Source organism: Fischerella sp. (assembly GCF_013388695.1).
GTDB lineage: Bacteria > Cyanobacteriota > Cyanobacteriia > Cyanobacteriales > Nostocaceae > PCC9605.
The window spans coordinates 14,949-37,297 of sequence record NZ_JACAEU010000038.1; the positions used below are offsets into that span (position 1 = coordinate 14,949).

Genomic DNA, 22,349 nt, shown 5'->3' on the forward strand with positions numbered 1-22,349 from the left:
TGCTGAATGCTGAAAAAATTCATCATTCAAAGTTCAAAAATTCATAATTCATAATTCATAATTCATAATTTCCTATGCTCCCAGAACAACAACAGCGAATTCTCGGTTACTTTATTGAGGAAGCAAAAGAACACCTGACTACTATTGAGCAGGGATTGCTGAATCTTGAGAGTACTATTAAAGACTCAGAAATGCTCAATGAAGTCTTTCGGGCGGCTCACTCTATTAAAGGAGGAGCGGCAATGCTTGGTCTGATTAGTATTCAGCGTACAGCTCACCGCTTGGAAGACTGTTTCAAAGTTTTGAAAGAGGAGCCAGTTAAGGTTGATCAAAAGCTTGAGTCTTTGTTTCTGGGTGTATCTGATACCCTGAAAGCGTTGTTGGAAAATCTACAGGGGCCTTTTGGTCTGACAGAAGAGACTGCTAATCAGATCATGTCAGAAGCCGAACCTGTATTTGCGTGGCTGAATGAACATCTGGATCTGCTAGTCCAACAAGGAAGCACAGCAGTTGCATCTTCAGACAGCGATCGCTGGCAAAACCACCAAAACTTGGTGCTACAAAAACTGCGGGAAATGTTGCAGTTGTTTAAGCAGCCAGCAACACCAGAAACCCGGCAATATCTCCAAGACTGCTGTAGCCAATTAATTCAGCTTGGTGAAGATTTGAATTGTCCGCCTTGGTGTCATTTGTGTCGCTCAGCTAGCCAGGCGATCGCCAATCAAGAAAATTCTTATCTGACTTTAGCAAAAATCGTCATTACAGATATCAAACAAGCTTTGGAATTAGTTCTGACGGGTAGAGAAGCTGAAATTACCCTCAGTCAACAACTAGAAGCATTAATTCCGCCCGAAATTGAATTGTTAGATATAACAAATGATGCGCTGGATGAACAGACTGACGAGGAAACTCTATTCCCCATCGATTTCGAGACTGCTAGCGCTGATGAAACTGTCACTTCAACATCAGATGATGGTGCTGAATTAATAGCAGAACCAGAGCCAATAGATGTTCCACAAGAAAATATTATTACTAGCTTATTTGAAATATCAGAGCAATTTAGCAGTGACACAGACCATTTTGCCGAGTTCAATCTTGATCCCCAAACTCTAGATTTTGAACAAGAAGATAGCATCACCAGCCTATCTGAGCTATCAGAGCAATTTAGTAGTGACACAGATAATTTTACTGAGCTAACAGCTGAACCTGAGTCTATAGATTTTGATTTACAAAACACTATTACTAGCTTAACGGAGCTATCCAATCCCTTTGGCATTGAAGATGTAGAGGATGAAGATCTCAGTATCGACGACAGTTTAGAACCCCATGGCCCAGAGGTAGGTATAGCCGAATTGAGTACTCTTGCCCAGTTGTTTGAAAGCGAGACTCCTGACTTTAATGAAAGCTGGGACATAGAAGAAGAAATTCTCGAACCTGCTCCCACGACGAATGAAATCGCAATTGAAAACGATGATAGCCAAACCAAGGATGTTAGTAATGATTTTGCTGAGTTGCTATCTTTAGAAGGGGAAACGAGTGTAAATGATAGCCAAGCAACAATTGCGAAAGAAGAATTAACTCTTGTACAGTTATTTGGTGACGACTTTTTAGAATCAGAAAATTTAGAATTACCAAATCAAAAAGATGATAGTAATAACTTTGATTTAATAGTTACGCCAAAATTAGAAGACTTTAACCAATCAACAGATATTAGTGAAAATATCCAAAATTATCAAGCAAATGAATTAGAACTAATTATTCAACCAGAAAATAATTTTGAGAATTTATTGGCGGAAACTGAGAATCAAGATTTACTAGAAGAAATTAGTTTAGAAATAACAAACAAAACAGAAGAAAACTGGACTTTAGATAGTCTGTTTGACGAGACTGAAGAAGATAATAGCTCGGCTCTTAGCACCGACGAGTCAGAAATTGATGATTTGTTTGTGACACTGCCTGCAACAACCGCAGAATTTTATCCTGCTGAAGATAATCTCAGTTTATGGACGCAGGAAAATACAGAAAAAACAGAATTGGAATTAGAATCTCCAATTGAGCAGGATGCAGCCAAGGCTTTAGAAGAGATTTTGTTTGCTGCGGCAGCGGCTGATGATATGTTTGGCGATCGCCAGCAGCTTTCACCTCCCTCCAATGTCGATCTTGAACTGGCAGATTTAGACCTAGATTTACCACAGGAGGAGCAATCGCTCGATCTGATTTTATCAGCAGATGCTGGCGATGATTTTTTTGCCGAGTTGTTAGCAAGTGACTCAACAGACTCGTTGACTGTAGCTGAGGAATTATCTCTCCAGGATATTCCCAGCTTTTTGCAACAGCCAGAAGTTCTGGATTTAGCACCAGAATTTACCACCTCACCTACAGATTTATCACAGACATCTGCTGAGCAGGAAATTGACTGGTTAAACGCAATCGTAGACTCTATCGAAGAGGATAACAACCAGATTCCAGAAATCCTCTTTGAAGACTTACAAACATTTCACTCCCACGATTTCCAGCTTGAGAGCATAGATCTTGCTTCTGCTGTACCACAGGAGAGTTTAGCTGATGACGTTTCATCTACAGCAACTCCACCACACACAGATATCAGTACTACAGATACTTGCCAATCTCAAACATCGGAAGCACACGCAGGGTTTGCAGATATTGAGACAATTACCAGCTTGCAAGATACTTTTAAAGTGGCAGAAACGACGTTTTCTGAAAATCCAGAGGCAGTTGAATCTGGCGGACTTGATTTATACGAAGATTTATTAACAGTCATAAATCTCAAAACAGAAGAAGCACAACAGGAAGAAGAACACATAGCAGCAATTGCAGATACCGAGAGTGCTGCTGTTACTTCTGCGGAATTGGCGTCAGCAGTTCCAGATGCGGAAACAACACAGGATGCATTTGCCGAGTTAGATGAACTGCTGCAAACAGAAGTAGCACCAAATTCAGATCCTACTGGCCAAGAAATAGAATTTGCTGCCCTAGAAGAACTGCTGGCTTGGGAGCAAGATGAAAATGTGGCAGCAACTAGTTCTCAACAATCTACCAGTAACCCTGTTTCATCTCCAGAGATTGAGAATGAATTTAAAGAATTAGAGGGAATGGTAGGGGGAACGGTAAAACCAAATACAGTCAATTTACCAGGTGGGCGTAACTCTGGTTGGAATGCTTCCAGATTTGAACAATTAATGAAAGTGCCAGTCAAGCATCTGGACGACTTGAGTAATTTGGTTGGGGAGTTGGTAGTCAACCGCAACACCTTAGAGCAGGATCAAGAACGTCTGCGCCAGTCACTAGATAATTTACTGCATCAAGTGCAGCAACTCTCGGATGTGGGAGCGAGAATGCAGGAGTTGTATGAGCGATCGCTTTTGGAAGCATCTCTACTTGCTAGCCGCAAAAATAGCAATTTTGCCAGTTCAGATACGGATAGGGGTTTTAGTGAGCTAGAAATGGATCGCTTTACACCTTTCCATTCCCTGTCCCAGGAAATGATCGAACTTATCGTGCGAGTGCGTGAGTCGGCAAGTGACATTGATTTCGTTACCGAAGAAACCGAACGGGTAGCACGGCAATTCCGTCAGGTTACAACTCAGCTACAAGAGGGACTGACGCGATCGCGAATGGAGCCTTTTTCTCAGGCTACCGACTTGCTGCCAAGAGGTGTGCGCGACAATGCTATCAAGTATGGCAAGCAAGTGGAATTGGTGATTCAAGGTCGGGATACCTTGATTGACAAGATGATTTTAGAACATCTGAAAACACCGCTGACGCATTTGCTCAATAACGCGATCGCTCACGGTATTGAAACGCCAGAAGAACGGCAAGCTAAAGGCAAGCCACCCGTAGGAACCATAACTGTCTGTGCTTTTCATCAAGGCAACCAAACCGTAATTTCCGTTAGCGATGACGGCGCAGGCATTAACTCAGATGGGGTAAAGGCAAAGGCAATGAAGGTAGGTTTGATTACCCCAGCAGAAGCCAAAACCCTGTCCCGCATCGATGTATATGACCTATTGTTTCAACCTGGTTTTAGTACCAAAGACCAAGCTGATGACTTAGCTGGGCGTGGTGTTGGTTTAGACGTAGTTCGCACTAAAATCAGTGAAGTCCGAGGGACAATTTCTATTGATTCTGCTTTAGGCACGGGAACCACCTTTACCATTCGTCTGCCGCTGACACTCAGTATTTGCAAAGCACTTTGCTGCGTCTCTGATAAAGCGAGAATTGCTTTCCCGATGGACGGCGTAGAAGATACTCTAGACATACCTGTAAAAAATGTCCAGCAGGGTGACGGCGATGAACAATTTATCCATTGGCGGGATAGAATGCTGCCATTTAAACCGTTAAAAGAACTTTTGACTTTCAATCGTCAACTCAGTCGCGGCAATGTCTACGGCGGTAACAGAGATGACGATATGATTTCTGTAGTCGTAGTGCGATCGGCAAGTACATTAGTGGCCTTGCAGGTTGACCAAGTGCTAAGCGAACAAGAAATTGTGATTAAGCAATTTGAAGGCCCTGCCCCGAAACCGATTGGCGTAGCTGGTGCTACCGTCCTTGGTGATGGTCGCATTATGCCCATTGCTGATGTATTGGAAATCATCGATATCTTCCAAGGACGAACTTCTAAACAAAGTACTGTCGGTATTTTGAGTCAAAAAGCAATTCCGAATCAACCAGAGGTTCCTGCACACAAGATTGACCCAACAGTGCTGATTGTCGATGATTCAATTACAGTTAGGGAACTGCTATCCCTGACCTTTAATAAGGCAGGTTATCGGGTCGAACAAGCGCGTGATGGTCAGGAAGCTTGGGATAAACTCCGTTCTGGTCTGCCTTGCGACCTCGTATTCTGTGATATTGAAATGCCTCGTTGTGATGGTCTGGAATTGCTGTCTCGTATTCAAAAAGACCCGAATCTCAATCATTTGCCCATCGCTATGCTTACCTCGCGGGGCGCAGACAAGCACCGACAAATGGCAATCAGTTTGGGAGCAAGTGGCTACTTCACCAAACCCTATTTAGAAGAAGCCCTTCTTGAAGCAGCTTCGCGGATGCTTAAAGGTGAGAAATTGGTGGCTAGTTAACAGTGGCGGTAATGCGTAGAATTATTAAACTCGGCATCAATACAGTGTGGGACGATATCTACTTACAAGAAACACAAGGGGGACGCTATCGCCATAATGAAACATTTGCAGTCGATGATATCTATCAAATGGGATTTGACCCCTGTCATATCGAAGTTTTGGAGCAGTTTCACATCAAAGCCTTTGCGATCGCCCCTATTTTTGTCCGTCAAAAACTTTGGGGTTTGCTAGCAGCTTATCAACACTCAGAGTCTCGCCACTGGAATTCGTCTGACATTAAATTCCTAAGTCAGATAGCAGCTCAAATGGGGGTGGCACTTCAGCAAGCGGAATTAGTCGCACAAACACAACAGCAGGCAGCTGATTTGCTAAAGGTACTGGATGAATTGCACGCGACAGGACAACAGAAGCAGTTCTTGTTAAAAGTTGTTGACAAAATGCGGAAAGCCTTGACATTCTCTGGACACGATCGCGATCGCCATGTTGAGGAAAGTTTACCGTACTCTGAAGATTGATGTTTAATTGAATTGAGTCAAATTAGCATGACTGAAATTAAATCTCACTATTAGCATCTACCACTAAAAATTTAGTACTGCATGAGCCTTAGCAATCTTACAATCTGCTGCGATAGATATAGAAATAAACGCCAATTTACTCCTTTATGATTTTGATTTAACTTTTTTAATAGACATAATTAAATCAAAGATTTGATTTGCAATCAACTATCAAAATTACCACAACAATTACTCTTTTTACATCGATAAAATAACACTAATTTATACAAAATAAACTCCACATAATATTTAAGATACTTGTCAGTACTTTTACTGACGACAAACTTATTCAATAAATTTCAAAATAGTATTTATTTGCCAATACAGTTCAGTTAGCAGAACTTGATTCTTAAAGATACCCCTAAATCCCCCTTAAAAAGGGGGACTTAGAAAAGGTTGTCTCCCCACTTTCTAAGGGGGGCTAGGAGGATCTTATACTTTTAAGATATCCTCTAACTGTCTAGTTATTTTCGTCGCAGTTGCGCTAGTCATTTAGCTGATATTTATCTCACCTAAAGAAATGACCCTATCAGAGGAACCAAACTTGCGAGCAAGTCTTCAGCAAGCAAACTTGTTGCGTCGTATTACCAACCGCATTCGCCTATCACTAGAATTGCAAGAAATTCTGACTACAACAGTGGCGGAGATACGTTCATTTCTCGTAACAGATCGAGTCATGATTTACAAGTTTCATCCTGATGATAGCGGCCAGGTCATTGCTGAATCCATAGATAACAACAAGTTACCTTCGCTGTTGGGGTTAAACTTTCCTGCTGATGACATTCCACCCCATGCCCGTGAATTGTTTATCCAATCGCGGGTGCGCTCAGTTGTTAATGTTGACAGTCAGCAGATTGGTCAAAGTATAGTGCGTGACTTGGAAACAGGTGAGACTATATCAGAGGATATCCGTTGCCGTCCTGTAGACCCCTGTCATATAGAGTACTTAACAGCAATGGGGGTAAAGTCCACTATTGTAGTGCCGATTATCTATCAGGAGAAACTTTGGGGGTTATTGGTATCTCACCATTCGCAGTCACGTACGTTTACAGAAGATGAAATTGAAGTAGTGCAAATGGTGGTCGAGCAACTGTCGGTGGCGATCGCTCACAGTCAACTCCTTGCTCAAGCGCGTGCCACAGCCCAACGGGAAGCGATTATTAACCGCGTTGCTTCCCTACTACACTCATTGCCGGCGATCGCATTACAACCAGCCTTAGAAGCAGCTGTTGCTGCCTTTGATGGTTCTGGTGGCAGACTTTGCATTAGAAATGATACCTCTGACTTCCAGAGTAGCAACACAAGGAGCTTCACAGAATGTTTGATACCTGGAAGCGATTGTGTCAGGCTTTATATTTGCGGACAGCAGCCCATAATACCAGAACAAACAATATATCCATTGCTAGAGCAGTACAGCGTCTGGCAAGAATACTACAAGTTTGGTGAATATGATGTATGGGCAATTTCAGATGTCTATCAAACTCCTGGCTTGCGAAGTTTGCAACCTGCCTTTATGGCAACTAAAATTCGCAGTATGTTGATGATACCGCTCCAGTATCGCCAGCATTTACTAGGTTATTTAAGTATTTTCCGGGATGAAATAGACACAGAAACTCTGTGGGCAGGGCAATTTGATCCCGATCAACGGCAACTGTATCCTCGTCTATCGTTTGAGGTTTGGCGCGAATCTAAAAAAGCACAAGCTCAGAAATGGATGCTCGCAGAGATTGAATTGGCTAGAGAACTCGCTAAACAATTTGCGTCAGCAATTCAGCAGTACGAATTGTATCAACAGGTGCAAGCATTCAATACCAACTTAGAAAAGCAAGTTAAAAAACGCACTTTGCAACTGCAACAGGCAACAGAACAACAACACGCTGTGTTTAAAGTCATTGCCAAGATTCGTGAGTCTCTAGATGCCAATACTATTTTTCAAATAACTACTAAAGAAGTTTGTCAATTACTGCGAGCTGAACGTGTTTCTGTTTATCGCTTCAATGCCGATTGGGGTGGTGAATTTGTTGGTGATTTTGAAGCTACTAGTCCCAACTGGTCAAGTGCTGCCAAACTCAGCATTAATCTGGTTTGGAATGACACCTATTTACAAAATACGCAAGGCGGACGCTACCGCAACAAGGAAACATTTGCGGTGGATGACATTTATAAAATGGGGTTTGCTCAGTGTCATGTTGATAATCTAGAGCAGTATCAGATTCATGCCTTTATACTTGCTCCTATCTTTGTTGGGGAAAAACTTTGGGGATTGCTGGCGGCTTATCAACATAGTGGTTCCCGCCACTGGCAAGACTATGAAATTAACTTCCTCACTCAGATTGCTGTCCAACTTGGGGTAGCACTCCAGCAAGCTGAATTACTCAATCAAACCAAGCTACAGGCAGAACAACTAGCCGAAGCACTGCAAGATTTACAACAAATGCAAACTCAGTTGATTCAAAGCGAGAAAATGTCCTCACTGGGTCAACTGGTGGCAGGTGTTGCCCACGAAATCAACAATCCTGTAAATTTTATACATGGCAATATCACTTATGTTAGTGAATATGCCAAAGATTTACTTAATATGCTGGCTCTTTACCAGCAATACAGTTACAACCTCAGTCCAGAAATTCGTGAGCGAGCAGAAGAAATAGATTTAGATTTTATTGTTGAAGATTTGCCAAAAATGCTGTCTTCCATGCAAATTGGCACTGAACGCATCCGTCAGATTGTTTTATCTTTGCGAAATTTTTCCAGGCTCGACCAAGCAGAGATGAAGCCTGTTGATATTCACGAAGGTATCGACAACACGCTACTAATTTTACAGTATCGCTTGAAGGCCAGACCAGAAGGAGGTGCAATTGAGATAGTAAAAAAGTACGGCGATCTCCCCTTGGTTGAGTGCTATGCCGGGCAAATGAATCAAGTTTTCATGAATGTTTTGAGTAATGCGATCGATGCTTTAGAACTGCACAGGCAGTCAATTTCAGAAACTTATATCCCCGTAATCACAATCAAAACTGCTGTTGGTCAAATTTCTGGCAATATTCCTAGTGTAGTCATTAGCATTGCCGACAATGGCCCGGGGATAGCGGAAGATGCTATGAAGCGCATCTTCGATCCCTTTTTCACCACCAAACCAGTAGGTAAAGGTACAGGCTTAGGATTATCTATTAGTTACCAAATTGTTGTGGATAAGCACGGTGGCGTCTTTAAATGTAATTCGCAGCCAAATTTAGGTACAGAATTCTGGATTGAAATTCCGATGCAACAGCAGATAATCTTAAATTCCTAATAGATAATTTCAACAGTAGGGTGCAACCGGTTTATTAGACCTCACAGGCTCTCAATGAACTCTTCGACTGTGACTTGCGCTTGCTTAAGAATGCCGCTCAATGTACCAACCTTCAATTCTTGATGTACAGGGACGACGCAACCAATTTCCCCTTCCTCGGTTGCTTTCTTCATCACCACATGACTACCAGTTTGACGAACTTGCTCGAAACCTAAACGCTCCAGTGCCCGAATCGCTTCTTTACTTGAGATTCGTGGCAATTTAGGCATAGCTAACCTCAATGCTAGTTATGTATTTGGGAGACGCTTCAGGTAAAGGAAATTCCTCAAGATAGAGTCGTGTCGCCTCTCTCACCCCCGCAACCGCCTGTTCAATAGTTGCTCCCTGATCCACAGTGCCGACCTCTGGACACTCCGCTATGTACATATCATCTTCTTTGTAGACAATCACTGTAAAGCTGCGAGTTTTCATAATTAACGTCAGCAGTAATTGAGCTTTAGTTAAAACAATGCACCTACTCCATCATGATAAAGCAAGTGCCGCCGAAATTAATCTTGCAATCCTCTTACCAATTACCTATTACCAATTAATTACCAATTGCATGGGCATAAAGTTAGTTGATTTAATTTCAACTCCGGAGTTGTACTGGCATGGCTAAATAGGTCATCTTCAAACCACCCAAGGGTGTGATGATCACTGGGGTAAGGTTTGTATTCATCTGCATAAGAATTTCGGAAGATGACATATTTTTTAATCCTTCCATCAAATATTTGATGTTAAAGGCAATATCCATATCTTCTCCTGATATCTGTGCTGGCATTGACTCCATTGCACTGCCTACATCTTGAGATTCTACAGATAAGGTAATTTCTTGGGCATCACTATTAATACTGAGCTTGACAAGATTGTTCTTCTGATCGGTTAATACAGCAATCCGCTCCAAAGAACTCAAAAATTGTCGCCTCTCCAAAGTCAATTCTCGTTGAAATTGTTTGGGAATGAGTAGACGGTAAGCCGGATACTGCCCTTCTAAAGTTCGGCTAGTCAAGCGTTGATTCTGCAATTCAAACACAACTTGACCTTGATCGAAATACAAGGCTACAGGTTCCTCTGATTCAGAACTATGAGCTAACATCCGCTCTAGTTCGCGCAGTGCTCTCGCTGGTACTGTCACCTCCAAACTATCTTCGCTATTTGCATCTGGACTTTCGTTTGTGGTTTCTACCACTGCTAGCCGATGTCCGTCAGTAGCAGCAAATTCCAGAGTGTCTTCTTTAACTGTTAAATGTACGCCAGTGAGTACTTGCTTAGTTTCATCAGTACTGGAAGCAAACAATGAACCTCGCAAACCTTCAATTAATGCAGCAGCACTGAATTGTATGGCTTGAGCATTTTCAATCACGGGTAGTTCGGGAAACTCTTCCCCTCCCATTGCTCGTATCTGATAGCGTCCACTCTTGGGTGTAAGTGTGACAATTAAACCGTTATAGTCTGGCAGATTGTCAGAACCAAGGGATGATTCATCATCTAGAGTAATTTCTCCCTCTGGCAAACGAGAAACTATGTCATTGAGAAGTTTAGCAGGTAGGGCGATCGCTCCTCCCTGTAGCACCTCAGCATTAAAACTAGTGCGGATACCCAAACTGAGATCGAACGCCGTCAGACTAACTTGGTTAGTTTCAGCATCAGCTTGCAGTAGCACATTCGCGAGTACTGGATGAGTTGGACGTGAAGGAACAGCACGACTAGTGAGTGAGAGATGAGTACTGAGATTGCTTTGGGTGCAAACTAATTTCATGGTCAGATTCAGCTTGTGTGCTTGGATATGGTAGCACCGTTTGGGATTTAGGAGGGATGGGGAGTGGGGGAGATGGGGAGAGAAATTAGGAGAGGATAACTAACTTAATTTATTTCTTTTTATTTATATTATTTTATTACTTAATTTGTTTATTTTTATTTATTCCCTCACTCCCCCACTTCTCTCTCCACTCTTCGATGTGTGGAAATTGTGGAAAATCTAGGATGAATTTATTTAATTGATAATTTTGTAATTACTTAGCTGTGGAAAACCTGTGGAAAAACATATGGATTTTTCCACAAGGTAATTATACTTAATTAATTTTTCCACAGAATTTGAGGAAGTTTTCCACAAATGGTTGTGAATTTTTCCACAACGTAATTTATTCTTAATGTTTTTTTATAATCTGCTTAATGATTAATCAGAAATTGTTCTATCTTTAGACAAAATAATTGTGGTGTTAGTTGTGGAAAACAAAAAAATCAACCGATCAATGTGATGTGTGAGGACGGCTGTTCATATTAATGCGATCGCCAAGTTTACGGAGTGTTTGTGCCAAGTTTTGATCGGTTTCTTTTAATTGAGAAATTTTTTCACAACTATACATAACCGTTGTATGGTCTTTACCACCAAACTCTTCTCCGATTCTAGGCAAACTCAAATCTGTGTGCTGTCGCATTAAATACATTCCTATTTGACGTGCCCAGCTAATTTCTCGGCGGCGCGAATTACTTTTGAGGTCTTCAATCGTAACATTAAACTCATTAGCAACTATTGTCAAAATTGTTTCTGGAGTTGCTTCTACTTTTTCTTTGGGAGGCTCTAAAACAGGTGTAATATTTTCTACCGACATAGATAAACCCCAAATAGAAATGTAAGCCAATGCCCGAATTAATGCACCTTCCAGTTCCCGGATATTAGAGGTGTAGTTAGAAGCAATATATTCAATCACATCCCTCGGCAGAGGGATATTTTCATACTCGGCTTTGTTTTGCAGAATTGCCATTCTCGTTTCTAAATCTGGCGGTTGGATATCAGCAATCAAACCCATCGAAAACCGAGAACTAAGGCGTTCTTGAAGGCGAGGAATTTGATTGGGAGGGCGGTCAGAAGCAATCACCACTTGCTTGCCAGCTTCATGTAAAGTATTAAAAGTATGAAAAAATTCTTCTTGGGTATACTCTTTACCCTCGATAAACTGAATATCATCTACCAGAATCACGTCGGCAGCGCGGTAGTGTTCGCGAAAAGTTTGCATACTATCATTGCGAATGGCAGTAATTAAATCATTCGTAAACTGTTCGGTAGAGACATAGAATATTTTTGAATTCGGACAAATTTCCAAGCGATAGTGTCCAATTGCCTGCATGATGTGAGTTTTACCCAAGCCCACGCCACCGCATAAAAATAAGGGATTAAATTCTCTACCTGGAGATTCGGCAACAGCCAAAGCTGCGGCATGAGCCATGCGATTATTGGCTCCAACTACAAATCGCGAAAATACGTATTTTGGATTTAATTCTGTAGTTTTGAGTCGTTTTCTAGCAGCAGTTTCGGGAATATTGCTTTGAGGTGCCGATGACCAAGAAGTTTCTCGTTCACCTAACTGAGAAATTTCATCACCTTGAGCAACAGTAATATAAATTTCTACTGTATGACCAAGAATATCTTGGACAACATTAGCAATTGTTTTAATGTAATACTTTTGTAGCCAATTGCGAGCAAAGGGGTTGGGAGTACGAATCACCAAGCAATTATTTTCCAAGCTTTCAGCGCTTGCAGTTTTGATCCAAGTTTCAAAGGTAGGACGGGATAGTTCTAGCTGCAAGCGTTCCAGAACCTGACTCCACAGACTATCTATGGGAATTGCCATTATCTACCACCTTTGCTAGTAACCATCAGAAATAATATAAGCAAGCACCAATTTAACATTCAGGCACTCTAGACCAGGAATATGCTTTTAAGTTGTAATCATTGTGTGGACTCCCCCAGTAGGCAATATCCTATCACCCACGGATTCACACGGAGAAGTAAACAAAGATGAAGACAAAAGACTATGACTTGCATTTGAAAGATATTGATAACAACAAATGGGGAGATAGGGAGATGGGGAGAGAACTTCACCCCATCTCCCTATCTCCCCACCACCCCACCACCCTATCGCCCCAAAGGTCAACAACCACGGTTTTATTGATGCTACTAGGTAGTGTAGCAGCAGTGTCCCTTGGAGGTTGCTCTATACCTGTCAATACTGTGAAGACTCCAAAACCCGATGCTCAAGCTCAAAACCCAACTAATGTCCAAGTCCCAATTGCTCCTCCCCCTGTGTTTCAGTCGTCTGGAGATCCTAACTTTGTAGTGAAGGTGGTGCAAAATGTGGGGCCTGCGGTAGTTCGCATTGATGCAGCCAGGACTGTAAGCACGCCAGATGAGTTCGCCGATCCATTTTTCCGACGCTTTTTTGGAGATGAACCATCACAACCCAGACAGCGAGTAGAGCGTGGTAGTGGCTCCGGGTTTATTATTAGTCCCAATGGTCAGATTTTGACTAATTCTCACGTTGTCAATGGTGCTGATATAGTGGCGGTACGGCTGAAAGATGGTCGTACTTTCGACGGACAAGTAGTAGGTGAAGATCCAGTCACAGATGTTGCTGTAGTTACAATTGCCGCCAATAACTTACCAACTATTCCTTTGGGCAATTCTGAGAATTTGCAACCAGGAGAAGCGGTAATTGCGATCGGTAATCCTTTGGGTTTAGACAATACTGTTACTACTGGAATTATCAGTGCCACAGGTCGTTCCGGCAGTGCTATTGGTGCCAGTGACAAGCGCGTTGATTACATTCAAACTGATGCTGCAATTAACCCTGGTAACTCTGGTGGACCTTTGCTAAATCCTCGCGGTGAAGTCATTGGCATGAACACCGCCATCATTCGAGGTGCCCAAGGGTTAGGTTTTGCTATTCCAATTAACACAGCCCAAAGGATCGCCAAGGAATTAATTGCTCAAGGTAGGGTGGATCATCCTTATCTAGGAATTCAAATGGTGACACTAACACCAGAAGTTAAGGAAAGAATAAGTAGATTAGGCCTTAATGTGATGGTAGATCGAGGGGTTTTATTAGTTGATGTGGTTTCCCGTTCCCCCGCAGCGATCGCTGGATTGCGAGAAGGTGATGTTATTCAAAGCATTAACAACCAGCCTGTCACTGATATAGAACAAGTGCAAAAGCTGGTAGAAAACAGTAAAATAGGAATTCCTTTACAATTACAAGTACAACGCAATGGACAAATTGTGCAAGTAGCGGTTAAACCTGCTCCCTTGCCAACTCAGCGTGAAAGCTAATTGCTCAAATGAGTAGATAGTAGATAGTAGATAGTAGATAGTAGATAGTAGTTAGTAGTTAGTAGTTAGTTGTTGGTTGTTGGTTGTTAACCACTAACCACTAACCACTAACCACTAACCACTAACCACTAACTACTATAAGGAGTTTTTATAAAAATGGGTGACATACTGCCAATTGTTCAATTAGGTAATCATATACTGCGTCAAAAAGCAGCCAGAGTTGAAAATATTCAAGATGAAAAAATTCAGAAAATAATTGATGATTTAATTGCTACTGTTGTTAAAGCTAATGGTGTAGGTATTGCTGCACCGCAAGTTGCCCAATCTTACCGTGTGATGATTGTGGCATCTCGTCCTAATCCCAGATATCCAGACGCTCCAGAAATGGAACCTACTGCCATGATTAACCCCAAGATCATCACTCATTCAACAGCAGTTGTCAAAGGTTGGGAAGGTTGTTTAAGTATTCCCGGTATCAGAGGGTTAGTACCTAGGTATAAAGCAGTAGAAGTTGAATACACCGACAGAAATGGCAAGTTGCAAAAGCAACTGTTAAATGGTTTTATCGCTCGTATATTTCAACACGAATATGACCATTTGGATGGGATTGTGTTCCTAGATCGACTGGAGAGCAACCGGGATATAGTGACTGAGCAAGAGTATCAAAAATTGATTGTTAACAATATTTGATAATAAATAATCCTAAAGAACTATACACTAGCTAGAAATTTAAGTTACATTTAATCTGACGTTAACCTTTTGGCTTTGAGGTAGCTATCGGGTAAATGACCAGAACCATCAGTAGTCGCGAGAGATTAAGTCAACCGCCGCAATTCTCTTCTGACCTAATCTCGGCTCAGCAGCAAAGCGATGAAGTAAATAACCACACAGGTAAGGTATCTACACAGTCAACAGCACAATCGGCGCTTAGCGGGTTAAAAATAGTTCATGCAACTGGTGGCCGCGTGCGAATCCGTGCTACTGACGGTAGTCATAACTCGATAATCGAGAATATATCCCAGCAATTACGACAGCTTGAGGGAGTTAAGAAAGTAGACTCCAATCAACAAGCGGGCAGTTTAGTGATTTTATTCGATGAAAATAGACTGTCCTTGCCGCAAATGTTGGCGATACTCCAAGAGTTTGGAATTCAACAACAAATTTCGTCTCAATTAGCACAGAATAGCGATCCCTTTGCTGCGTGGAAATCCATAGATTTTTGGAAAGAACAAGGAATTTCCTTTATTCCTTTGTTTACAGGGTTAGGAGTTACAAGTGCTTTGGGAATCAGCGGGTTGTTTGCAATTCCTGTATACATGGTTACAGCGGACACAACCCGTCGCGTGATTGACTATATACAGCCGCAAAAATCGGCATCTAAGAGTAGCAAAAAAACTCATAGCGTTTCTGCAACTAAACATCAGGTCACTTCTGGAGCCTCTTTAGCAAAAGTGGAGCAAGCAACAGCTGTTAAACAGGAAATTCTCACAACAAATACTGCGGACAAGGCAAACGATGAGGCGATGGAGGCAACTGCAAACATTGCCTACAGTGTAGTCCATGCAATTCCAGGACGCATTAGGTTGAGCGTACCTAAATTAGCTCAAGATCGTGCCTATGCACGACGACTGGAGAGTTTGCTAAAAACCGATCCCCAAGTCACAAATGTGCGTGTGAATTGTGATGCGGCATCGGTGATGGTTGCCTATGAATCGAGTCATATACCAGTATCTCACTGGATCGGTTTGATGCAGTTGGCTCAGCAGACTGTACCACAACAGATTCCCATTAAAACTTCAGAGCAACCACAACGCCAGCCTGTTAGTCAGCTGAGTGAACCCAAGGAATTGCAAATAATAACTGCGGCGACTCCAGAAGCAGTTGGTTTATGGGGTACATTCAAAGCCCCGGCTTTGTCTTATGCCCTGTCCTTTATGGCAAACTTTCCTATACACGCAGGTCCGGACTGAGGAGGGAGGAAAGCGATGGTTGAATCGATATCACAATCACAAATGGGATCTGCCCCAGAAAAAAAAACCCAAGTAAACACCACGCACAAGACCGATCGCATCGACATCGATAGGCAACCGTCCAGGGAAGTATATAGTATCGCTTATGCACTTCCAGGACAAGTGGGGTTTTGCATCCCTCGTATTTCTAGAGATGAAAGATATTTAGGGCGTGTTGTGGCGTTGCTGAAAGCGGAAACTGGGGTTACGAGCGTGCAAGTTAATAGTACTGCCGCATCGGTTGCAGTTAGCTACAAATCTGGGTTAATGTCAGATTTTGAGATGCGATCGCATTTAATAGATCTGATTCAGTCTGCCGCAGTTCAGCTAGCAACGATTCAACCAACCAATTCATATTCAGAAGCTCAGTCTGCTAATTCTACTGGAGCCAAACAACGGGCAAAAGTAGTTTATAGCATTACTTATGCACTTCCAGGACAAGTGGGGTTTTGCATACCTCGCATTTCCAGAGATGAAAAATACCTGGAGCGTCTTGTTGCGTTGCTCAAAGCAGAAGCCGGGGTAAATAACGTGCAAATTAATATTACTGCCGCATCTGTTGTGGTAATCTACAAGTCTGGGATCTTGTCAGATGTTGAGATGCGATCGCACTTAATGAATCTGATTCAATCTGGCATCGATCTGCCAGCAACATCTCAAAGCTCGAATTCATTCCCAATAAACAACCAAACAAAAAATACAAAAGAGCAAGACAAAGAGAAATTAGCAACTCTCCCCATGTCTTCTCGTTCTCAGGTTAAAGGACACTCTCACGCCATTGCCCGTTCTGCGGAACATGCTTCCACGGACTTCCACAAAAGCGGAAAGCAAGGTACTGAGGTTGCTCCTTCACGAAAAGGCGATCGCTTGGGTAAATTCTTCAATTTGAGGAAGCAACCTGTTGAGGAGCATTCACATGCAAGTGTCCTGCCTGTATCTCCGTCCGATCAAAAGTCTAGCGCTCCGCCAGCGAAAACAGATGAGCAAGCCAAGCAACCAGCCAAAGTAGCTTATAGCGTTGCTCATGCAATTCCGGGACGAGTTCGGTTCCGCGTGCCTCGGATCGCCGAAGATCCAAAATATGTGCAGCGCTTAGAAGCATTACTGAAAGCAGATCCAACGGTGATCGAGCAACGAGTTAATCCCTGTGCGGCATCAATTGCCATCACCTATAAATCTGCGGTTAAGCCTAATACCCAAAAGCGCGATCGCAGTGTTGTAGAAGCCGCAGCAGTAACGCATTTAGCCAGTTTGCTTGAAAGTGCCAATGATGTAGCAGTTGCCTAACAGAAGGAACGCAACTAGCAGATTTTCCACCAATCACCAAATACAGACTTGAAGATACCTAGCCAGTAAATCGCCAGGAAAAGGTCAAAGGTGAAAGGGTAAGGGTGAAAAATTCCTTTAACCCTTCGCTTTAACCAACTTCTGCAAGCAATCTAGTCTTGCAAGAAGGGGATTTTTTGTCCTCATGATTATCCTTGCCAAACTGGATAGTCTTCTTGTCGCCAAAGTTGACTAATATTTTTTTATGAGAGAGAAGCAATGGTACAAGTTAAGGTGGGTCTACCATCCTCCGCAGGTCAATTTTCTCAACTGACTTTGACCCAAAGGAATGGGAAAGCTCATTTAGTTGAATCCAACGGTCACTCACGCACGCACCTTCCCAAAGTAGAGCATAGTGTTATTCATACAACTCCGGGAAGAATACGTTTGCGAGTGCCTCGCTTGCGCCACGATCCTAACTACGCACAGCGCCTCCAAGTTTTGCTAGAAGCAGATGCGCTAATTAAAAGTATCAAGCTCAAGCCTGCGGCGGCGTCGGTGGCCGTGACTTATAACCCTAAAAAAGTTTCGGAATTCAAGTTACGCCATCATCTGAGTCATTTAATTCAGGCAGCTGGTGAAGTTGTTGTTCTCAAGCCTGCAATCCTGCCAAGCACGAAGGAAACACAGAAGTCTTGGCCTGGATTGCAACTTTCTGGTGCTGCTACCACCTTAGCTGTGCTGGGAGGGCCGTTAGGATTACCCATTCCGCCGATGTTGATGGTAGGAACCATCGCTCTTGCTACCTTGCCAGTTCTCCAACGTGCTTGGAAAGGAATTACGGTAGAGCGAAAACTGACTATAGACTTTTTGGATTTTATTGCGATCGCAATTACCACTTGGCAGAGTCATTTTCTCACGCCAACGCTGATGCTGAACTTAATCGAAATTGGCGAGAATATCCGCGATCGCACAGCTCGCTGTTCGGCACAACAAACCGTGGATCTGCTCAGTTCCTTGGGACAGTTCGCTTGGGTAGAACGGAATGGTGAAAAGCAACAAATTCCCATTCAAGATGTGCAAAGCGGAGATACTGTCATTGTCTATCCAGGAGAACAAATTCCAGTTGACGGTACGATCCTGCGGGGTAAAGCCCTACTGGACGAGCAAAAACTGACTGGCGAGTCTGTACCTGTATTCAAAACCAAGGGGCAACATGTGTTCGCTTCCACTTTGGTGCGAGAAGGACGCATTTATATCTTGACGGAACGATTAGGCAACGATACTAGGGCTGGCAAGAGTGTGCAGTTAATGGAACAAGCCCCCGTCCACGATACTCGCATGGAAAACTATGCGGCGAAAATCGCCCAAAAAGCAGTCTTGCCAACTTTGCTACTAGGAGGGGCAGTATTTGCCCTGACGCGCAATCCAGCCCGAGCCGCCAGTATCCTGACCTTAGACTTTGCCACTGGCATTCGAGTATGTGTGCCAACAACAGTTTTGGCAGCACTCGCCCACGCAGCCAAGCGCGGTGTGCTGATCCGCAGTGGCAGGGCGTTAGAGCAATTAGCACAAGTTGATACCATTGTCTTTGATAAAACAGGGACGTTGACTCAAGGTGAAGCTGCTGTTGTTGGTGTGGAAAGTCTCAATCCCACCATCTCATCAATGCGAGTGCTACAACTCGCCGCTACTGCCGAACAGCGCCTCACTCACCCAGTTGCAGAAGCGGTGATGCGCTACGCCGAAGCGCACAAAATAGAATTTTTGCTGCGGAGCAAGTGGGACTATCAGCTTGGTTTAGGCGTACAAGCAGAGATTGACGGGGAGTTAGTTTATGTAGGCAGCGAGCGCTTTCTGCGTCACAAAGACGTGGATATGTCGGCTTTAGATGGACGACAAAAACCTGCATCGGCAATTTATGTTGCTACCAACAACGAACTTCAAGGTATAATAGAATATTGTGACTTAATTCGTCCTGAAAGCCGAGAAGTCATTAGCAGACTGTTGACGGTCGAAAATGTGGAAGTCCACATGCTGACCGGAGATAACAGACGGACTGCTAGTGCTGTAGCGGCTCAACTTGGCATAGCCCCAACTAACACCCACGCAGAAGCTTTTCCCGAGCAAAAAGCAACAGTTGTTCGTGAGTTGCACGAACAAGGCAAGACAGTTGCCTTTGTTGGCGATGGTATTAATGATTCGCCAGCACTAGCCTATGCGGATGTTTCCGTTTCCTTTGCTAACGGTTCCGATATCGCCCGTGAAACAGCAGACGTGGTGCTAATGCACAATGACTTGCATGGTTTATTAGAAGCGATCGCGATCGCTCGTCAAACCAAGCAATTAATTCAGCAAAACACGGGTATTGTTGCCATTCCTAACCTAGCTGCTTTGGTGGTAGCCGTTTTCTTTGGTCTAAATCCTTTAGCAGCAACGGTAGTCAACAATGGCTCCACGGTAGTTGCAGGAGTAAACGGTTTGCGTCCGATGCTCAAGTCAACAAATAGTTAGTTGTTAGTTGTTAGTGGTTAGTTGTTGGTTTTTACCACTAACTACTAACCACTATCCACTAACCATTAACTAAAACTCTACCAACAGCAGGATGAGATATCTATCTCAACTGAAATAGGATGAGGGGTTTTGATGGATTTTCCAGTTTACATGAGGTTAATGAACTATGGCACCTAAAATCACTGACTTTGTTGAAGATGCTGGCGCACCTGGAATTATAGCCGGTATTGGTGCGGTACTTCTAGCACCAGTTGTGATTCCAGTTGTAGCTGGAGTTGGCAAACCAATAGCCAAATCATTGATCAAAGGCGGACTTGTTCTTTACGAAAAGAGCAGAGGAGCCTTTGCAGAAATAGGCGAAACTTGGGATGACATTGTAGCTGAAGCAAGAGCAGAAATCGCGGAAGGAAAGCAACTCCCAGCGGTGGAAGCTGGTGCCGACAATACATCTGATAATGGTGCATAAATTGATGGGAAAAGGGTCTCACTCTTTTCCCGTGTTGGGATAGGTTTATTGCCCATCCCTGAAAGCGTAATTCAGATGAATTTGGATTTTGGATTTTTGCAAAGAGGGTAGAGAGGTTGTAGCTGAAGAGTTTCTGCCTCATACCCTCTTACCGATTAAGGTTGCCGTGTAAAGCCGATCAAATTTGTAATTGCTTAGGAGAATATTTAGGTGTGAAAAATGGTTATGCCAGTCTTACCAAGACGCCAAAAATTATGTCGGAAGCAATCGAAAAAACGCGCTCTAAGCCTATATTTACAAAAGTTGTAAGTAATACTCCAAAACGGCTGCGTTTGAGAGTTGCTCCCCCCCACCGTCAAGCTGAAGAAATGCAGCGCCTCGCTAAAGCCTTAAAGGCACATCCTAATGTTAGTAACGTGCGGATGAATATGGATCAAGGTAGTATTACTATCCATCACGATGGTAGCGATGGTAGTCTTGAAAACGTTCTTGGTACACTCAGGGATATAGGAATTATTTTTGCTGATATTGCAGGTGGAAAATCTGAAGCAGCAGCGGGAGTATCCAATACAGTTGTTGACTTAAACAAGCGAGTTCACAAGGCAACAAACGGTGCGGTTGATCTACGCATGCTTTTTCCTTTAGGACTCGCTACCCTTTCCATTCGGCAGTTGCTCACTAAAGGATTGCAATTAGAATTTATTCCCTGGTATGTGTTGGCATGGTATGCATTCGATAGTTTTATTAAACTGAATGTCAACGGCACGAGCCAACCACGGTGTACAGAAGAGTAATACCTTCAATTTGCAAGCTACAAGGCGGGCAGTCTGGCCCGCATTACAACTATTGCATTTAATTTTAATACATCTATCTTTAGGCATAATTGTAGAATAAATATATCTGAGGAAATATCCTTAAGAAAAAATAAAAAGTAGGGGTGAAACGATCGCTATACTCATTTCAGCGTCTTTGTCCTTGTTCTTGCTGTAGGATCTGTAAAGGATTGAACAAAGAGTTAACGGCATCCTGTGGGAATTTAAGTAGTGGATCGGATACTATTTTTAAAGCAGAGTCAAAGCTAGATATCAATTGATTTAGTTCCCCAGTAGATAAAGTCTTTGCCGCTTGCTGAAGACCGACACCAATTTTATCCAAAGCAAAGGCAGCAACTAAACGCACAGATTGATCTGGATCTGTCAAACTACTAATTAAGGTAGGAACCGCACCTTTGGCTTGTTCGCCGATACAACCGAGAACAGCAGCAGCAAAGAAGCGAACCAGTCCGTCTTGGTTTTGCAAAGCTTGAACAAGTCCGGGTACAACAGATGCTGTATTTGATCCAGCACATCTACCTGCATCAGTTGCTAGTGATTGAGCCTGGGGTTGAGCATTCGGTTGAACCTGGGGACTTTGGCCTTGCATTGCCTGAATAATTCCAGGTATCGCAGAAGTAGCATCCGCACGCAGTTGTGGATTATTACCCTGTAACCCCTGAATTAAAACGGGTATAGCAGAAGCAGCATCGAAGCCTGCCTGTGGTTGTTTGCCTTGCAAAACCTGAATTAAAGCTGGTATTGCCGGAGAAAGATTACCACTAGGAGTAACATTTACGGAAGGCTGAGAATTATTACCCTGTAAGGGTACAGACACGCTGACATTGGGTGAGTTCGTCTGTGGCAACTCCGACGACTGCTGCGCCCAAGTAGCACTGGCGACAACCAACGGTGAGGAAAGGCAAAACAAGCCTACTACCATCTGAGAAACAACAGCACTGAAGCGAAATTGAGTTGGGAATTTTGGGCTAGTCAATTTATTCATAGGTGTAGGTAGGTTAATCTTGAAGATTCATACACCACCACGGATCAAAATTACGGAAACTTCCTCAGAGGATGTCTGAGAAGTAAGAAAGCCCACATAACGGTATCCTGTCAGTAGAAAAAATACTTAAGTATGACAGCGTTATGAGAGCTATGAATCCATCGTACCCAAGTAATCTGACTTTA

15 protein-coding genes are annotated in these 22,349 nt (G+C 43.1%); 10 read left to right on the plus strand and 5 right to left on the minus strand.

Annotated elements, in window-relative coordinates; genetic code table 11:
* The first annotated feature begins 74 nt into the window (after nucleotides 1–74).
* The 3 genes from HXY43_RS06380 to HXY43_RS06390 all read left to right on the plus strand — a co-directional run bounded on the left by HXY43_RS06380 (nucleotide 75) and on the right by HXY43_RS06390 (nucleotide 8,945).
* The gene (locus HXY43_RS06380) at nucleotides 75–5,102 is read left to right on the plus strand and encodes a response regulator (RefSeq protein WP_290881317.1); all 5,028 of its coding nucleotides are present in this window, start codon (nucleotides 75–77) and stop codon (nucleotides 5,100–5,102) included.
* 11 nt (nucleotides 5,103–5,113) lie between these two features.
* Nucleotides 5,114–5,617: a GAF domain-containing protein gene (locus tag HXY43_RS06385; RefSeq protein WP_367161465.1), complete on the plus strand. Its 504-nt coding sequence runs from the start codon at nucleotides 5,114–5,116 to the stop codon at nucleotides 5,615–5,617.
* A gap of 559 nt (nucleotides 5,618–6,176) precedes the next feature.
* Nucleotides 6,177–8,945, plus strand: a complete 2,769-nt coding sequence (locus tag HXY43_RS06390) for a GAF domain-containing protein (RefSeq protein ID WP_290881319.1) — start codon at nucleotides 6,177–6,179, stop codon at nucleotides 8,943–8,945.
* A 41-nt stretch (nucleotides 8,946–8,986) separates the two neighbouring features.
* Here the strand turns inward: HXY43_RS06390 and HXY43_RS06395 are convergent, their stop codons facing one another.
* From HXY43_RS06395 to dnaA, 4 genes are all read right to left on the minus strand, one after another.
* Nucleotides 8,987–9,214 carry a type II toxin-antitoxin system HicA family toxin gene (locus tag HXY43_RS06395; RefSeq protein ID WP_290881343.1) on the minus strand — a complete coding sequence of 76 codons (228 nt, stop codon included), beginning with the start codon at nucleotides 9,212–9,214 and terminating at the stop codon, nucleotides 8,987–8,989.
* Entirely contained in the window at nucleotides 9,207–9,416 is a 210-nt protein-coding gene (locus HXY43_RS06400) for a type II toxin-antitoxin system HicB family antitoxin (RefSeq protein ID WP_290881321.1), read from the minus strand. Before HXY43_RS06400 ends, HXY43_RS06395 begins: the two co-directional genes overlap by 8 nt.
* Before the next feature lie 157 nt (nucleotides 9,417–9,573).
* Nucleotides 9,574–10,743: a DNA polymerase III subunit beta gene (dnaN, locus tag HXY43_RS06405; protein WP_290881323.1), complete on the minus strand. Its 1,170-nt coding sequence runs from the start codon at nucleotides 10,741–10,743 to the stop codon at nucleotides 9,574–9,576.
* Between the two features lie 490 nt (nucleotides 10,744–11,233).
* The gene (gene dnaA, locus HXY43_RS06410) at nucleotides 11,234–12,616 is read right to left on the minus strand and encodes a chromosomal replication initiator protein DnaA (protein ID WP_290881326.1); all 1,383 of its coding nucleotides are present in this window, start codon (nucleotides 12,614–12,616) and stop codon (nucleotides 11,234–11,236) included.
* Between the two features lie 320 nt (nucleotides 12,617–12,936).
* On the opposite strand from dnaA, the gene HXY43_RS06415 reads away from it, so the two are divergent.
* The 7 genes from HXY43_RS06415 (at nucleotide 12,937) to HXY43_RS06445 (ending at nucleotide 21,140) form a co-directional block, all read left to right on the plus strand.
* The gene (locus tag HXY43_RS06415; protein WP_290881347.1) at nucleotides 12,937–14,091 is read left to right on the plus strand and encodes an HhoA/HhoB/HtrA family serine endopeptidase; all 1,155 of its coding nucleotides are present in this window, start codon (nucleotides 12,937–12,939) and stop codon (nucleotides 14,089–14,091) included.
* 156 nt (nucleotides 14,092–14,247) lie between these two features.
* On the plus strand, nucleotides 14,248–14,781 hold the full coding sequence (gene def / locus HXY43_RS06420) for a peptide deformylase (protein ID WP_290881329.1): 534 nt from the start codon (nucleotides 14,248–14,250) through the stop codon (nucleotides 14,779–14,781).
* 95 nt (nucleotides 14,782–14,876) lie between these two features.
* Complete coding sequence (locus tag HXY43_RS06425; RefSeq protein ID WP_290881331.1) at nucleotides 14,877–16,061, plus strand: HMA2 domain-containing protein; 1,185 nt, start codon at nucleotides 14,877–14,879, stop codon at nucleotides 16,059–16,061.
* A 15-nt stretch (nucleotides 16,062–16,076) separates the two neighbouring features.
* A complete protein-coding gene (locus HXY43_RS06430) occupies nucleotides 16,077–17,387 on the plus strand; it encodes a hypothetical protein (RefSeq protein WP_290881333.1) in 1,311 nt (436 codons plus the stop codon).
* A 258-nt stretch (nucleotides 17,388–17,645) separates the two neighbouring features.
* Nucleotides 17,646–19,880: a heavy metal translocating P-type ATPase gene (locus HXY43_RS06435; RefSeq protein WP_290881335.1), complete on the plus strand. Its 2,235-nt coding sequence runs from the start codon at nucleotides 17,646–17,648 to the stop codon at nucleotides 19,878–19,880.
* Nucleotides 19,881–20,046: 166 nt separating this feature from the next.
* Nucleotides 20,047–20,346, plus strand: coding sequence for a DUF5132 domain-containing protein (locus HXY43_RS06440; RefSeq protein WP_290881337.1), 300 nt, complete (start codon nucleotides 20,047–20,049; stop codon nucleotides 20,344–20,346).
* Nucleotides 20,347–20,600: 254 nt separating this feature from the next.
* The gene (locus HXY43_RS06445) at nucleotides 20,601–21,140 is read left to right on the plus strand and encodes an HMA2 domain-containing protein (protein WP_290881339.1); all 540 of its coding nucleotides are present in this window, start codon (nucleotides 20,601–20,603) and stop codon (nucleotides 21,138–21,140) included.
* Nucleotides 21,141–21,306: 166 nt separating this feature from the next.
* Here the strand turns inward: HXY43_RS06445 and HXY43_RS06450 are convergent, their stop codons facing one another.
* Entirely contained in the window at nucleotides 21,307–22,164 is an 858-nt protein-coding gene (locus HXY43_RS06450; protein WP_290881341.1) for a HEAT repeat domain-containing protein, read from the minus strand.
* Between the last annotated feature and the right edge of the window lie 185 nt (nucleotides 22,165–22,349).